General features: G+C 58.7%; 14 protein-coding genes and 1 pseudogene. 9 read left to right on the top strand and 6 right to left on the bottom strand.

What is annotated here, in order from left to right:
• Positions 1-76: 76 nt before the first annotated feature.
• From CU102_RS21300 to CU102_RS21285, 4 genes are all read left to right on the top strand, one after another.
• Complete coding sequence (locus tag CU102_RS21300; RefSeq protein ID WP_342588782.1) at positions 77-1285, top strand: RHE_PE00001 family protein; 1209 nt, start codon at positions 77-79, stop codon at positions 1283-1285.
• A 171-nt stretch (positions 1286-1456) separates the two neighbouring features.
• Positions 1457-2404 (top strand): tonB-system energizer ExbB, encoded by a 948-nt coding sequence (exbB, locus tag CU102_RS21295; RefSeq protein WP_425351584.1) that lies wholly within the window; start codon positions 1457-1459, stop codon positions 2402-2404.
• A gap of 11 nt (positions 2405-2415) precedes the next feature.
• The gene (gene exbD / locus CU102_RS21290; protein ID WP_106713109.1) at positions 2416-2886 is read left to right on the top strand and encodes a TonB system transport protein ExbD; all 471 of its coding nucleotides are present in this window, start codon (positions 2416-2418) and stop codon (positions 2884-2886) included.
• Complete coding sequence (locus CU102_RS21285; protein WP_133624628.1) at positions 2886-3782, top strand: energy transducer TonB family protein; 897 nt, start codon at positions 2886-2888, stop codon at positions 3780-3782. The genes exbD and CU102_RS21285 overlap by 1 nt, the downstream gene beginning before the upstream one ends.
• Before the next feature lie 6 nt (positions 3783-3788).
• Here the strand turns inward: CU102_RS21285 and CU102_RS21280 are convergent, their stop codons facing one another.
• Both CU102_RS21280 and CU102_RS21270 read right to left on the bottom strand, forming a co-directional pair.
• Entirely contained in the window at positions 3789-4541 is a 753-nt protein-coding gene (locus tag CU102_RS21280) for a hypothetical protein (RefSeq protein ID WP_106713107.1), read from the bottom strand.
• A 264-nt stretch (positions 4542-4805) separates the two neighbouring features.
• Positions 4806-5237, bottom strand: coding sequence for a hypothetical protein (locus CU102_RS21270; RefSeq protein WP_106713105.1), 432 nt, complete (start codon positions 5235-5237; stop codon positions 4806-4808).
• 362 nt (positions 5238-5599) lie between these two features.
• On the opposite strand from CU102_RS21270, the gene CU102_RS21265 reads away from it, so the two are divergent.
• Genes CU102_RS21265 through CU102_RS21255 form a run of 3 tightly spaced genes read left to right on the top strand, consistent with a single transcriptional unit; the run spans position 5600 to position 8863 of the window.
• Positions 5600-6058 (top strand): (2Fe-2S)-binding protein, encoded by a 459-nt coding sequence (locus CU102_RS21265; RefSeq protein WP_106713104.1) that lies wholly within the window; start codon positions 5600-5602, stop codon positions 6056-6058.
• Between the two features lie 4 nt (positions 6059-6062).
• The gene (locus CU102_RS21260; RefSeq protein ID WP_106713103.1) at positions 6063-8219 is read left to right on the top strand and encodes a xanthine dehydrogenase family protein molybdopterin-binding subunit; all 2157 of its coding nucleotides are present in this window, start codon (positions 6063-6065) and stop codon (positions 8217-8219) included.
• 2 nt (positions 8220-8221) lie between these two features.
• Entirely contained in the window at positions 8222-8863 is a 642-nt protein-coding gene (locus CU102_RS21255) for an Isoquinoline 1-oxidoreductase subunit (RefSeq protein ID WP_106713102.1), read from the top strand.
• A gap of 575 nt (positions 8864-9438) precedes the next feature.
• Here CU102_RS21255 and CU102_RS21250 read toward each other — a convergent pair.
• The 4 genes from CU102_RS21250 to CU102_RS21235 all read right to left on the bottom strand — a co-directional run bounded on the left by CU102_RS21250 (position 9439) and on the right by CU102_RS21235 (position 12686).
• The gene (locus tag CU102_RS21250; protein ID WP_106713101.1) at positions 9439-9642 is read right to left on the bottom strand and encodes a cold-shock protein; all 204 of its coding nucleotides are present in this window, start codon (positions 9640-9642) and stop codon (positions 9439-9441) included.
• 733 nt (positions 9643-10375) lie between these two features.
• Positions 10376-11281 carry a dihydrodipicolinate synthase family protein gene (locus CU102_RS21245; protein ID WP_106713169.1) on the bottom strand — a complete coding sequence of 302 codons (906 nt, stop codon included), beginning with the start codon at positions 11279-11281 and terminating at the stop codon, positions 10376-10378.
• A gap of 17 nt (positions 11282-11298) precedes the next feature.
• Positions 11299-11937, bottom strand: a complete 639-nt coding sequence (locus tag CU102_RS21240; protein WP_106713100.1) for a LysE family translocator — start codon at positions 11935-11937, stop codon at positions 11299-11301.
• 59 nt (positions 11938-11996) lie between these two features.
• Positions 11997-12686 carry a B3/B4 domain-containing protein gene (locus CU102_RS21235; RefSeq protein ID WP_106713099.1) on the bottom strand — a complete coding sequence of 230 codons (690 nt, stop codon included), beginning with the start codon at positions 12684-12686 and terminating at the stop codon, positions 11997-11999.
• A 130-nt stretch (positions 12687-12816) separates the two neighbouring features.
• Between CU102_RS21235 and pdxR the strand changes: the two genes are divergently transcribed.
• Complete coding sequence (gene pdxR, locus CU102_RS21230) at positions 12817-14331, top strand: MocR-like pyridoxine biosynthesis transcription factor PdxR (RefSeq protein ID WP_106713098.1); 1515 nt, start codon at positions 12817-12819, stop codon at positions 14329-14331.
• A 1-nt stretch (position 14332) separates the two neighbouring features.
• Positions 14333-14544, top strand: a pseudogene (locus tag CU102_RS21225) (cold-shock protein).
• Positions 14545-14589 lie beyond the last annotated feature (45 nt).

Here is a 14589-nt window from a genome sequence, read left to right as displayed (position 1 = left end):
GTGATCCGGGCGAAAACGTCGCCCGGCCTAATGGAAGTTAAATCCGTTATATCTTCCGGTTCACCAATCGTTTACCATGATTTCAATGGTTTATGATTCTCATAATTTGTCCCTCGATGATCTGCTTCAGCCCTTGGTTGCGGCCGAAGACGCCTTGGCGAGGCTTGATGACCGACTGGGCCGAAAGAGTGATTTTGGTGAGGTCGATCGTCGCCGGTCAGGCGAGGGGCTGCTTCGGGAGAATGACGGTTGGATTGCTCGCGCTCACTTCATGGAAGCATGCAATGCCTTGTGGCTCGCTGGTGAGCTCGTGCACGTCGAGGATCTGGTGTTGCACGATGCCCGCATGGATATTCGCGCACCGACGCACGAATTGACACGGGCTCATACCATCTTGAGGACCCGGCGCCAGATCGCGGGAAGCCAGCCGGCCTGGGCGCTTAGTCCGAAAGGCATGGCCAGTCTTCGGGGGCGTGGCGGAGCGGATAGTTTCATTACAGCAGCTGAACGCTCGCCGGAAACCAAGGTCATCCCGCTTTATGACAGCGAATCCAGATCGCAGGCTGAAACCGAGTTTGAAGATGAGTTGGCTCGGCTCGACGCATTGCTGGACCGGTCGGCCTGGTTGCTCAAGCAACCGGCATCTGCAGCAAGCGACAGAAAGGGCAGGGGAGGGGAGCAACCGGTGCCGGCCGACGCGACGCCTGATGGCGATCCGCTGGTCTACGATCCGGATTGGGATGAAGAAGCACGGATGGAGCGGTGGTTCGCGGTGCATGAACGAACCCGTGATCTTCCGCCGCTGCTTGCAGCTGCGGTGGTCTGGGACGCATGGGAAGATATCGAGCCGCTGCAACATCAGCATTGGCTGGGCCCGATGCTTGTTGCAGCCATGCTCAGGGAACGCGGCAAGACCAAATCACATCTTGCGGCGTTCAATGCCGGATTGCGGACCATCCCGCGTGATCGGCGGCGGGCACGTGATCGCACCACCCGCCTTGTGGCATTTCTGGAAGCTGTCCAGGTGTCGAGTGCAACAAATCTGAAGGAAGTCGAGCGGCTCAGTCTGGCGCGCATGCAAATGGAGCGAAAATTGAAGGATCGCCGGTCCACGTCGAGCCTGCCGGGCATGATAGACCTTCTCCTGGCGCGCCCGATGGTTTCGACAGCGCTAATTTCGAAAGAGCTGAAGGTAACACAACGTGGCGCGCTGAATCTCATCGCTGAACTGGGCATACGCGAAATGACGGGCAGGGGACGTTACCGTGCCTGGGGCATAGTCTAGAGCCCGATCCATTGGCGGCCGGCGATGTCGACAGGTCCAAAAAATAGTTGATTGTTTTACTCATAAATACTAAGCCGCTCTCAAACGAAGACAGAGCCGCGCATGCGGAGCCCGGTCCAATCGACGGTATCCAGGTCTCCTGCGGTGAATCTATTGAAGGATTGCGGAGCAATGCGAGCAAGGCCAAACGGGCATTCAACGGCCAGTAAAATCATGGCGAGTTTGAGGGTAGGGACGCTTGGTTGCTTACTACTCGCTTGCACGTTGTCCTACCACGCAGCCTACGGGCAAGAGCCTACACCTGCTCAGCAGCCAGAAGTTGCTGCGCAACCAGCACCGCAAGCCCAATCTGCTCCCGCAACAGCAATCGCACCTGCACAACCAAATCCGGCCGCAGCTGGAAATTTGCCGCATAACCTTTCGCCATGGGGCATGTTCATGGCGGCCGATTGGGTAGTCAAGGCGGTGATGATTGGTCTCGCCTTTGCGTCCCTGGTGACCTGGACGATCTGGCTTGCAAAAACACTCGAGCTTGCCGGGGCGAGATTGCGCGCCTATCGCGCCTTGAAAGCAATTGGCAACGCCAGCACGCTGCTCGATGCCGAACGAGAGCTTGAGGGCAAAGGCGGTCCCGGCGTCTTGTTTGTCCACGCCGCCCGCGAAGAAGTGCGCATATCGCTCGAAGCGCAAGGCCATGCCAGTGCTGATGGCCTGAAGGAGCGCGTTGCGTCGCGTCTGTCGCGTATCGAAGCACAGGCGGGCCGCCGCATGAGCCGCGGTACAGGTGTATTGGCCACCATCGGTTCGACGGCACCCTTTGTGGGACTGTTCGGCACGGTGTGGGGGATCATGAATTCCTTCATCGGAATCTCGCAATCGCAGACGACCAATCTCGCCATTGTAGCGCCCGGCATAGCGGAGGCCTTGCTCGCAACTGCGATCGGCCTGGTCGCCGCTATTCCAGCTGTGGTGATCTACAACGTGTTCGCCCGGTCGATCACCGGCTACAGACAGCTGCTCGCCGATGCTTCAGCGGGCGTTGAGCGTCTGGTCAGCCGCGATGTGGATTTTGCCTTGGTGCCAAAGTCACAGCAGCAGCGCGCTGCCGCAGCTGAGTAGGGAGACCCGTCATGGCTGGCGGCATCAGGCACAACGCATCGGACGACGACCTGCAGGAAAATCATGAGATCAACGTGACGCCGTTCATCGACGTCATGCTGGTCCTGCTCATCATCTTCATGGTGGCGGCGCCGCTGGCAACAGTCGATATCAACGTTGATTTGCCGGCTTCGACTGCCACGCCGACACCGCGCCCGGACCAACCGGTTTGGCTCACGCTCAAGGAAGACCATTCGATTGCCATCGGCAATGACACACTGACACGCGAAACGCTAGGCAGCTTTCTCGACCAACGAACCAAGGGCGATAAGGAAACACGCGTTTTCCTGCGCGCGGACAAGGCGGTCGACTACGGTTCGCTGATGGATCTGATGAATGGTCTGCGTGAGAACGGCTATCTCAAGATCGCGCTGGTCGGGCTTGAAAGTGCTCCTGTAGTGCAGAGTGCACCAGCAGTAGCGCCGAGCGGAAGCCCTCAGTAATGCACGCAGGAATCGCTTCACCAAAGCGAGGGCTCTTGCGTCCCGATTGGCGCGAGGTGGTTCTCTGGTCTGGTGCCGGCCTCATCGTGGCATGCCTTCATGCTGGAGGTGCCTGGTATATTCAGAACTATCAAACGCTCGACCGAGGTGGTGAGATTGCCGCTGCAGTGATGATCGATATGGAACCGCTTCCTGCGCCAGTCATGGCACAACCGGTCAAGGAAGAAGCACCAATTGAACCGGAGCCGGTGGCTCCGGAACCCGTTCCGCAGGAAGCGGCTGCGTCAGAGCCTGCACAGGAAGTACAATCGGAGCCGGAGCCGCAGACACAGCCGGTTGAGGAAACGACCCCGGATCAGCCAGAGCCGGATGTCGCCGAACAGCCCACACCCGTACCCGAGGAAGTCGCACCTCCGGACGAGCAAACTGAAGAGCTGGTCGAACTGCCGAAGGTGGAAGTGCCTTTGCCCGTCGTGCGACCTGAAGCCAGGAACCCTGATGCCCCAAAGAAGCGCTTCGAGAAGGCCGAGCGCAAACCGGAGAAGGCGCCGACCGCCGTAGTCAGGGACGAGACACCTCGCGAGGCGAAGCAGCGGCCAACAGCATCAAGTGCGGCGACGGTAAGGCAGGCGGCAAAGTGGCAAACCAGAGTTGAGGCCTACTTGGCGCGCCGAGCCAAAAGGGCTCGAGCAGACGGCGAGGGTACGGTGAGCGTGCGATTTGTCGTAACGCGCGTGGGCGATATCGTGTCTGCCAGTGTCGTTGGCAGTTCCGGCTCGCCGCAACTCGATCAAAGCGTGCTTGACACGGTTCGCCGCGCATCGCCAGTTCCTGCAGCGCCAGACGAGGTTACGATTTCGCGGCAAAGTTTCACGGTGCCATTCCAAATTCGATAGCGACTTTCATCGCGAACTGCCGGATGTAAGTTGCACGAGAAGGTGGGTCACGATCGCATCCCGCTTGGCAATGCCGGTGGGTTTGTTCTCAGCGTCAAGTGCAACCAGTGTTCTCCTTGTTGTCTCGTCCATTTTCGTCAACGCGTCGGCGTTGGATGCGTCAGCTGCGATCGCCGCATCGGTAAACCCCGGGATCCGCAAAAGCTTGCTGGCATCGGCAAAATCGATCGCTTCCCGGAATCGCTGCTCAGCTTCGAAGCGGTCATTTTGGCCCGTGAGAAAATTGATGACCGCCCGGCCATCAGCCGCCGCTGCGAATTTTCCTTGAGCGTCCGTCACCACCAATGTGAGTTCCGGATCGAAGCTCGACAATGCCTGCAGGTAGCTCACGATGGCAGACGGCACGTAGTAGCCCCGCCGGCCAAGGTGCAGCGTGAGCGCAATGGGCTTGCCGGGCGTAAGGGCGCGGGTAAAGCCTTCAATGGCCGCCAGACCGCCTTTTTCCACCATCTGGAAGTCCTCCACCACGGCGGTCAGTGGCAATGTCCTGACCTCAGCATTGGCGGCCTCGCGAAATTTCAGCCCGACGCCGCCGGCGGAAAATTCGCTGATCGTACCCGACGCTATGCCCCAGACACCGAGCGGCAGAAGCAGCAAGGCTATGAAGGTCGTACTTTCTCCAATCTGGAAACGTTTAAGAATCAGTGCAAGCACGATGGCGATCGGAATGCTGGCTATGGCATAGATTATGGCGTTCATCGGTAATCCTCGACACGTCTGAGGGAAGATGTCCAATGCGATCGAGCCTTCATGCATTCCGCGCAAACGTGTCGGAACGGCTTGCCATGATAGCATTGCGCCCGCAGCACTGCCACGCGAACGAGATGGTTGCGGCTGTTCGATTAAAGATGGCGGCGGCGTTCGTTCGTTGGTTCTTGGAGAACGTCTGTACAATATCGAAAGTTATGGACAAACGGTCGTTTGAAAATGCCGATAATAGGCGATCGAGCAGATCTACAGGCGTCAAAACGCCCAAAATTCAAGGAAAACGCGTGTTGGGGCGATCACAGGGACGCATAGCCATTCGGTTGCAGGATCGGCAAAGGAAATCATCCGTAGACTGGAAATTCTTCCTTTTATCATCAGTCTAGATGAAGTTAAGTAATATTTAGATGCGGGAAAGCTGTAAATATTAAGTAAAAACAATGAGCATCCATCCGCGAACCACGGGACCCGGAGACCGCGTTTGATGCGTTTGATCAGGTCGAGAGATAGGCGAGCCATTTCACGTTCAGTGAGTGCGGTGCGCTGTGCCCAGATGCGATCCAGAACGGACCACAACCTCTTCTGGCCGATGGCCCAAATAGCAAGACCACGATCACCGATAGGCCCGTTGACGGTTTCCTCAACAATCGCGAACGCCTCTTCTTCACCAAGAGCCCGACCAAGCTTCATGATGCCAACCTCCGAACTTGAAGACTGGCATCAGCAACATGCATCTGCCTTTCCCGACAATACGTCAGCCACGAACTGCGACGAATATTCGGTTGACTTCGCGGTTCTTCAAACTCAGAAATGACATTCGCGTTTTGTGCTTCGAAAGTCGCATAAGGGCTCCTCTGGAACCGCACGCGTGACTCCCAAGGCGTCCGTTATGACCGCTTCCGAGCCATAGCAGACCTTTTGTGGACGGATCACTCTTCGGTCCTCGGCACACAGGCTAAGCCAGAGTTCATACCTTGCTGCTTCCCGCAATTTCCGGTAGTTTTTAGCGATTGCTGTAGGTTGGTTGGGGGCGGCTGTCAGCCGGGTTTCACATGTCTCATAATCTTATGGTTAATGGCAACGACTATGCCATCGATGTGGACGACGACATTCCGCTCTTATGGGTCCTTCGCGACACCATAGGTCTGACAGGCACGAAGTTCGGCTGTGGCATTGCCATGTGCGGTGCCTGCACCGTGCATGTCGACGGCGTACCGGTGCGGTCGTGCGTCATGCCGGTCGCTGACGCGGTAGGCAAGCCTATCACCACGATCGAGGCGATTGGCGATACTGCCGCAGGCGCGCGGATACAGAAGGCCTGGCTGGATATCGATGTCGTCCAGTGTGGTTACTGTCAATCCGGACAGATCATGTCCGCGACCGCGCTGCTTGCTGCCAATCCGTCGCCGACTGACGACGATATTGATGCGGTCATGGCCGGAAATATCTGTCGGTGCGGCACCTATCCGCGCATTCGGGCGGCCATCAAGCAGGCAGCAAAGGCGGGGTGATGCGATGTCCATCCATGACAAAGTCAATCTTTCCGTCTCGCGCCGCCACTTTCTGATCGGCGCAACGCTCACTGGAGCCGGGCTGATCATCGGGTTGCGCCCGTCGATTTCCTCGGCTGCCGCTGCCGGGTTTGAACCAAACCCCTTCATTCGCATTCCTGCCGATGGCAAAATTGTTCTCATCATGCCCTCCGTGGAGATGGGGCAGGGCATCTACACTTCGGTGGCGATGTTGCTCGCCGAAGAACTGGAAGTTACCCTTGACCAGGTGGTGCTGGAGCACGCACCTGCTGATCCGACCCGTTATGCAAACCCATTATTGGGCGACCAGATCACAGGCGGCTCGCTCGCCATCCGCGCTGTGTACGAGCAGATGCGCAAGGCAGGTGCCAGCGCCCGTATGGTGCTGGTGAACGCCGCGGCGCGTGGCTGGGGCGTTGCGCCCGATACGTGCACGGCCGAGGCCGGGCATGTCGTTCACGCCGCAAGCGGACGCAGCGCGGCCTATGGCAGCCTTATTCAAGCTGCCGCATCCGAGACCGTTCCACAGGACGTACCGCTCAAGCCTGCATCGAGCTTTAAGGTTATCGGCAAGCCCATCCGGCGCCTTGACAGCGCGGAGAAGGTCAACGGTACCGCAAAATTCGGTATAGACGCTCGCCCGGACGGTGTGTCCTACGCGGCGATCGCGATCTGCCCGCACTTCGGCGGCAAGCTGCGTTCCGTTGATGACAAGCCGGCAATGGCGGTCAAGGGTGTCAAACAGGTCGTCCACATCGAGGACGCGGTTGCAGTGGTGGCCGACAATACCGGCGCTGCGCGCAAAGGGCTTGCGGCGCTCGCCATCGAGTGGGAGCTGGGTCCGAGCGGCGATCTCACATTGGCCGAACTCGAGATGCGCGCCGAGGATGCGACGAACGGCGGCAAGGCGCTGCCTCATATAAATGAAGGCGATGTCGCCAAGGCAGAAGCGGAACACGGGCCCGTTCATGAATTCGTCTACCGCATGCCCATCCTCACGCATTCGGCAATGGAGCCAATGAACTGCACCCTCCACATTCGCAGCGACAGCTGTGACGTGTGGACCGGCACCCAGGTGGCGGGGCGTGCGCGGCAGGCCGTAGCCGACGTCACTGGCCTGCCGTTGGATAAGGTCATGGTTCATAATCAACTACTCGGTGGCGGTTTCGGCCGCAGGCTCGACGTCGACGGCGTCATTCTGGCGGCGAAGATCGCAAAACAGGTGGATGGCCCGGTGAAGGTCACCTGGAGCCGCGAGGAGGACATCCGCCACGACTGTTATCGCTATCTCAATTACAGCAAGGTCACCGCGACGCTTAGTCCGGATGGCATGCCCGTTTCATGGCGGCATCGAGTGATCGGTCCCGCCGTCATGGCACGCTGGCTGCCGGCCTTTACCAAAGATGGTATCGACCTTGACATCATGGGCGGCGCAGAGTCGTCATACGCGATCCCGAACAAATACACGGAGTTCGTGCGCCACGAGGCACCCGACGGAATGTTGACGGGTAACTGGCGCGGCGTCGGCGCCACGCGCAACATCTTTCCGATCGAAGGTAGCATCGACGAACTGGCTAATGCCGCGAAAATTGATCCGATCGAGTACCGCAAACGTCTCCTTCAGCATAAGCCGCGCCTCCTTGCTGCTCTTGATCTGGCCGCCGAAAAGGCGGGCTGGTCAAATGCCCTGCCTCAAGGCAAAGGACGGGGCATCGCCCTTTCGGAGGATTTCGGCAGCTTTGCCGCCATGATCTCTGAAGTAAGCGTCGGGGACGACGGAAAACCCAAGGTCGAGCGCATCGTCTGTGCAGTCGACTGTGGCCAGGTCGTCAATCCGGACACGGTGGACGCCCAGATATTGAGCGGCATCGTCTACGGCCTCAGCGCTGCGCTCTACGGACGCTTGACCGTCCAGAACGGAGCCGTCGTCGAGGGCAACTTCGACGACTCTCCCGTGTTGCGAATACATGAGACGCCGAGGATCGAGGTATACATCGTTCCGAGTTCGGAGGCGCCGGGCGGCATAGGCGAGGTCGGCACGCCCGGCGTTGCCCCGTCGCTGTATAATGCGATCTTTGCAGCGACGGGCAAGCGGCTGCGGTCGCTGCCGATCGACCAGAACGAATTCCGGAGGGTGTGACCATGGCCATGCGTTTTGCCGTCATTGCAATCGCATCCGTTCTCGCGACAGCCGGAACATATATCGTCATGGGACCCTTGCAGGGTTACGCCGAGACATCGGGAAGCGGCCCGCTCAAGGCCATCTCCGATTTCGATGCGATAGCTGATACCAGCGCGCGCTCGAAGGCCATCTTCGAAGAGGCAAGCCGCGTCCTGACGCATCCGCGCTGCATCAACTGCCATCCGGCAACGCGCAGCCCGACGCAAGGAGAAGACAAGCACCCGCACGTGCCGCTGATGATCGCCAGCAATAGCTCAATGGGTCCGCTGGGTCTTGCGTGCAGCACCTGCCATGGCGCCGAAAATCGTCCGATCGTCGGAAGCCGCATGAAATCCATCCCGGGCAACGCACACTGGCAATTGGCTCCGGCCAGCATGGCCTGGCAAGGGCTGACGGTCAGCGAAATATGCCAGCAGGTGAAGGACACGAGCCGCAACGGCAATCGCTCGCACGACGATCTCATAAAACATATGGGTGAGGATCACCTGGTCGGCTGGGCCTGGCACCCGGGCGATGGACGAACCGCCCCTCCCGGTTCGCAGGAGACTTTTGCCGCACTGATCGCTGCTTGGGTGAAAACCGGAGCCGAATGTCCAAAGTGATGTCAAAAGGCCGTTCCGGATAACGATATCGTAGTGGGATGCTCAGACACTTTGGCCAAGGCATCAGAGGTGGTGTCATGATGAGCTTCCCGAGCTACTCCGGAAAAGCCACGACGTGAAATATAAGGGTTGGGCGCTGATGTCCGTCGCAAATGACACTAAACCGCCGAAACAGATGAAGCCTTACCCCATTACCATCGATCGATTCATACCGATGTTTTCCCGAATACCGGAGGCACCCGCTGAAGATTAGCCTGTGGCTGCCCCGGGTTTGATCCCGGGCGTGCCTCGTTTCAGCTTTGGGCAGAGTTACGCCATCTCAGGCACGGATCAAGGATTTCGCTCTTCAGCAATGCGAAAATTTCTACGATCAGGTGGCGCCTCCATCGCGTCGCAATTTTTGAGTGCTACCCCCGACGTTCTCGGTATGTGCGCCGAGAGTTGCATAATGCCTCGTCCGGGACCGCTTTTCTCTCGTGCTGAATATTGGAAGTCTATTCAAGGCGAAGGACTTCGGATCGCCAAACAAGGATTGGCCTCCACACACGGCCGATCCAACAACGGAACGATCTCAATCAAAGCACGCGAACGTTTTCAGCTTTCGATTTCCCGGTCTTGCGATCCTGACCGATGTCGTAGCTCACTTTCTGTCCTTCACTCAGCGAGTTGCCGCCCTCCAAAGCAGACACGTGTACAAACACGTCAGCTCCTCCATTTTCGGGTGTAATGAAGCCAAAACCTTTGTCTCCATTGAAAAACTTAACCGTGCCAGTGGGCATAAACAAATCCTCGACGCTTTCACGGCTGATTGCCGCTTCCAAAACCTTTAAGGCGGCGAAGTGTCATCCGCAATCTATTTGCTCCTGAACTTGTTTCGAAAATCGGTGTCGCTAACACTGTGACGCACTCAATATTTTCAGCGCTCGATGGCGCACGGCTGCTTTTGTTGGCCCTCTCCGCAGTCTCTTCCAACGGCGTATCACCCGGGTCTGTATCGGGCACAGCCTCGCCGATCGGATCCGTCGGCTTTGCCGCGCGGGACCTGTCCATGACCGGGCCGACGACCAGCTCATCTCGTCAATCCCAGACGCGAATTCGCCAACGCGCTGCCGAGATGCCATCTCCGCCGTTTCGGACACCGCAGGTCGATGTGTCTGCTCGAACAGGTTTGGGATTGATCCTCGACCCTGCGAGCAATTCTTAAGGTCCGTGTCCCCCAGATCGATGTATTTTGTCGATTCGCCAGTTGTCGTCTGGACTTGAACTCCACGACGAAATTTCAAGCTTTCATCCGAGCTGGTTTCATATTTGAACAGCGAAGACGCCCAACTGAAGATCGCTCCGCATCGATGGACGGAGGCCAAGGTCGCTTAGTTCGAACGAATTCCCGTCAATTCGCGGGCGAGGCGATCGATCAACCGAGTCGCCGATCCGCCAGGCGAAAAGACGGCCAAGGAGCCTCAACAGAACGCTTGCTTTGCAACCAATAACTGTCAGCGGTAACACTGGAAATTATGCCCCGCGCTCGGCGATCTCGAGCGTCTCCAATGCCTGCCTGACGTCGTCGCTTGCTTCCTCCGGCAACGGCAAAACAGGGCGCGCCGGCTGGACGTGCGCCAGTCCCAGGAGGTCGGCGATGACGAACATGACGCGAAAACTGCCGCAGCGTTTGAACAAGGCCCAGAGCGGTTCGAAGGCACCGTTCAACCGCGCGGCCTCGACAGCGTCGTCGGACTGCGCTGCACGCGTGAGCGCAAGCGCCGGGGCTGCCAGCAGACCTGCGGCAACGCTATACCAGGTGTCGCATCCGGCAAGCAGGGCATCGGCCGCGCCCCAATCGCCGCTGTAGCCGATTGTGAAGGTGTCAGGGGTCATCTGCCGCAGGCGTGCGAGTTCCCCAGCGTAATCGTCATCTGCCGCCAGAGGCATTTTCACGGCGACGATGTTGGACACCGCTGACAGCCGGGCGATCAATGCGTCGCTGAATGTGAAGCGCGTGGTGCTTGGATTGTTGTATATGCACAAAGGCAGGTCCCCCGCCTCGGCCACGGCGACGAAGTGCCGGAAGACTTCGTCGTCGTTCAGGGGAACGTAGGACATCGGTGCCAGGAGCAGGCCGTCAGCGCCAGCGGCTTTGGCATCGTGCGCCAGAGACTGAGCGTCGTCGGTACGCAATGCTCCCACACCCACGACAAGAGGCATTTTGCCGCCGATGCATTCCACGGCCGCCTGGACGGCACGCTTCCGTTGCTCTCTGGTGAGGTAAGCATAACCACCCGTGCTGCCGAGAAGCCCGATCGAGTCTGCTCCCGCGCGATGAATGCGCTCGAGAAAACGAGCCAGCGCTTCGGTGTCAACATGCCCTTCCGCATCGGTTGGTGTGAGAGGGAACGCCGACAGGCCACGAAACAAAGTCATCATCTATCCTTTCGAAACTATAGGCGGGAGAAGAGCATGCGCAGCCCTGCGAACGCGAAGAAGATCGCCAGCAGACTTTCAATCCAGCGGCGACAGCGACGATACAGAGCCACCATCGGCGGGGTGGAGAAGACAACGGCGTAGCCGCAGAAGATCGTGACACTCAGGACGGCGCAGCCACCCAATATCGCGGCGATGCTCTGCCATGACGAATTCGGGCCGATGCCCAGCGTGACCAGCGCGATCCATGCCAGCACGGATTTTGGGTTCGCCAAATGCATCAATAGACCCCGCCGGTAAAGCGCACCCCGTGACAGAGCGACGTCGTCGGCCGACGCGCGCGCCGCCGGCCTTTCGTTCGACGTCAGTGCCGACCGTCCCGCCCTGAAGGCGAGGAACAGCAAATAGAGGCCCCCGAAAATCTGCAGAACGATCAGTGCCTGGGCGTACCTGGCCAACAAGGCGGAGATGCCCGACGAGGCCATCAGACCCCAGAAGATCGAGCCGCTGACGACGCCCGAGGCGAGCACCAGCGCAGCACCTCTGCCGCGAGCCATCGCCACGCCCATGATACGCATGTTGCTCGGGCCGGGGCTTCCTGCGGCTATGACATATGCCGCAAAGACGATGAGCAACTGATGGAAATCAACATTCATTCTCTGAACCCTTGAAAATCTCGTCCCAATCGATGGATGCGCTCGCTCGACCGGAAACGTCACTTGGTGATGGCAATCGTTTGGCTAACGATCGTGCAGCCTGGCAACAACGTGTTCAGCCCTTCGACCAGGGCATCCGTCGCCTCCGCCAGCGCTTCGTCGGGCATGGTTTCCAACGCCTCCAAGATGAACCACATCCGGCCTTTTGCAGTCTCCAGACGGGTTCGAGTTCCCTGTCGCCAGTTCCAGCGTCTGCAGGTGACGCCAGTGTCGTCGCGCCAGATGACCTCTCCCACTACGGGAGGATCGTTGACTTCCTCCCCGTTCATTACAGTGTCGAACGTCTCCGTTCCGTCCGCGATCGTCAGGAAGGGTCTTCCGACATAGGAGTCGTAGTTCTCGCCGCCAACCGGGATTGCGTATTTCAGGGAGATGGCGTTGTAGAGGTCGACGACAGGGTTGATCGTCGGAATGGTGTTGTCCTTCAGAACCCGCTTTCTCAGGGCCTGGGCTGAGCACGGCGTGCGGTTCGGCTTCGCGCCAAAGCGGACATAGGCGTCGGACCAACTCGCCAGATGCGTTTCCGCCCAGGCCGGGCCACCGGCCAACACGCAATCGCAGGCTTCCGTCAGCAATCGAGGATCGAAACGTCCTTCTCCGGCTGAAGCCGCATCGACGTGAACGCTCACGGCTCTAAATCCCGGTGCAATATTCTGTATTCGACCGTCGATTACGGGATTTTCAAACATCCAGGCAACTCCATCAATTCAGGCAAAAGCAATCCATGAGCGGCGCGACCAGTAATGATCGCTTCCTTGACTGCAAGCCACTATTGCAGTTCACTGGCACAAACTAAACGGCCACTTTAGGAGATTTTTATTGGTCCAGTACAAGGAGGGGTCTCGCAGGACCGGAGCGACGCGGCGTATCTATCATTCCCTACTCACGCAGATCGAGGCCGGAGTCTACGGTGTCGGCGACGCCTTACCTTCAAGCCGCGCGCTTGCGGAAGAGCTGGGGGTGTCGAGGACGACAGTGACCGCCGCTTTCGACCAGCTCATTTCTGAGGGTTATGTCCGGGTACAGCAGGGTCGAAAGGCGTCGGTTGCCTCCGCAGGGCGGCCGAGCCAGGTCAACCAGCACGACCGTTCGGCGATCGCCGCTCGCCAACTTTCAGCCTATGCAACTCGTGCGATGGCCCTGCCGTCGAACAGCACCGCCGGGAGGCAGCCGCTCAAGTTCGATTTCCGCTACGGGGATGTCGCAGCGGCGGACTTTCCAAAGGCCTCCTGGCGAAAAGCGCTGAACACCGCCTTCCTCATACATCGCGACAGATTGGGATACGATGATCCGGCAGGAAGCCGATCCTTGCGAGAGGCCTTGCAGGGCTACGTCTGGCGCTCAAGGGGCATCAGTTGCGATCTCGACCAGATCATGGTCGTAAATGGATCGCAACAGGCGCTGGACCTCTGCGCGCGGGTCCTGGTCAATCCCGGCGACAGGGTCGTGGTGGAAGACCCGTGCTATGCCATGGCAAAGAACGTCATGCTCGCGGTCGGAGCAGACACCGTTGCTGTGCCCTGTGGTGCTCATGGCATGGACACCACGAAGCTTCCGGAGGCTGGCGACATCGCGGTGGCGTACGTGACTCCGAGCCATCAGTTCCCCCTGGGAGGGGTGTTGCCTGCTGCGCATCGCCAGGCATTGATGGAGTGGGCCGCGTCGGCAAACGCTTATGTCATCGAGGATGACTACGACAGCGAGTATCGGTACGATGTTGGCCCCATACCGACTCTCTATCTGTCTGGGCATGGCCGCGTCATCTATGTCGGAACGGTCTCGAAGACCCTGTCGCCGACGCTGAGGCTCGGATACATCGTGCTCCCGCATCCTCTTGTCGATGCCTTCATTCACTGCAAGCGGATTGCCGACCGGCACACGTCCACGTTCGAGCAAGAAGCTCTCGCCGCGTTGATCGAGACAGGCGCTTATGAGCGGCATGTCCGCCGGATGCGGAGACTGAATGCGGAGAGACGCGCTGCATTTCTAGCTTTAATGACCCGCGCTTTTGCCGACGACATCGAGATCGTCGGCACGACTGCGGGACTTCACGTCGTCGTGTGGTTCAACACGATCTGTTCCAGGGATGAGGAGCGTTTTTCCGAAGCCGCTCGAAGCCATGACATCGGAATCTATCCTGTCACGCGCCTGTTCTCATCGCCGACTGATGAGCGAGCTGGATATATCTTCGGCTATGCATCCATGTCTGTCGATCAACTCGCCAAAGGCGTGGAAGAGTTACATTGCGTCTATCTCGACCTCGGCGGCTCTGGCCGCACTATAACGGGGTCGTTGCCAATCTGGCGCGCTCCCATACGCACCAAGAAGGTTTAAAATGGCTAATGGCACTGTTAAATGGTTCAATTCGACCAAAGGTTTTGGCTTCATTCAGCCGGATGATGGCGGTACAGATGTTTTCGTTCATATCTCCGCCGTTGAGCGGGCCGGACTACGCGCGGCCTCAATGACGGTCAGAAAATCAAGTACGAAATGGTGCGGGACAAGAAATCGGGCAAAATGTCGGCCGATCAGTTGAGCACCGACTAACGATGTGACTCGTTCGCGCCACCGGCGGCGAGGGCTGGCCTGGTA

The sequence above is a fragment of the Phyllobacterium brassicacearum genome (assembly GCF_003010955.1).
In the GTDB taxonomy this organism is placed as follows: Bacteria; Pseudomonadota; Alphaproteobacteria; order Rhizobiales; family Rhizobiaceae; genus Phyllobacterium; species Phyllobacterium brassicacearum.
This window is presented reverse-complemented; position numbering and strand designations above follow the sequence as displayed.

Bases quoted from the DNA above. Each gene is read 5' to 3' on its own strand.
- CU102_RS21300 (WP_342588782.1), top strand. From the start codon at position 77: ATGATTTCAATGGTTTATGATTCTCATAATTTGTCCCTCGATGATCTG.
- exbB (WP_425351584.1), top strand. From the start codon at position 1,457: ATGCGAGCAAGGCCAAACGGGCATTCAACGGCCAGTAAAATCATGGCG.
- exbD (WP_106713109.1), top strand. From the start codon at position 2,416: ATGGCTGGCGGCATCAGGCACAACGCATCGGACGACGACCTGCAGGAA.
- CU102_RS21285 (WP_133624628.1), top strand. From the start codon at position 2,886: ATGCACGCAGGAATCGCTTCACCAAAGCGAGGGCTCTTGCGTCCCGAT.
- CU102_RS21280 (WP_106713107.1), bottom strand. From the start codon at position 4,541: ATGAACGCCATAATCTATGCCATAGCCAGCATTCCGATCGCCATCGTG.
- CU102_RS21270 (WP_106713105.1), bottom strand. From the start codon at position 5,237: ATGAAGCTTGGTCGGGCTCTTGGTGAAGAAGAGGCGTTCGCGATTGTT.
- CU102_RS21265 (WP_106713104.1), top strand. From the start codon at position 5,600: ATGTCTCATAATCTTATGGTTAATGGCAACGACTATGCCATCGATGTG.
- CU102_RS21260 (WP_106713103.1), top strand. From the start codon at position 6,063: ATGTCCATCCATGACAAAGTCAATCTTTCCGTCTCGCGCCGCCACTTT.
- CU102_RS21255 (WP_106713102.1), top strand. From the start codon at position 8,222: ATGGCCATGCGTTTTGCCGTCATTGCAATCGCATCCGTTCTCGCGACA.
- CU102_RS21250 (WP_106713101.1), bottom strand. From the start codon at position 9,642: ATGCCCACTGGCACGGTTAAGTTTTTCAATGGAGACAAAGGTTTTGGC.
- CU102_RS21245 (WP_106713169.1), bottom strand. From the start codon at position 11,281: ATGACTTTGTTTCGTGGCCTGTCGGCGTTCCCTCTCACACCAACCGAT.
- CU102_RS21240 (WP_106713100.1), bottom strand. From the start codon at position 11,937: ATGAATGTTGATTTCCATCAGTTGCTCATCGTCTTTGCGGCATATGTC.
- CU102_RS21235 (WP_106713099.1), bottom strand. From the start codon at position 12,686: ATGTTTGAAAATCCCGTAATCGACGGTCGAATACAGAATATTGCACCG.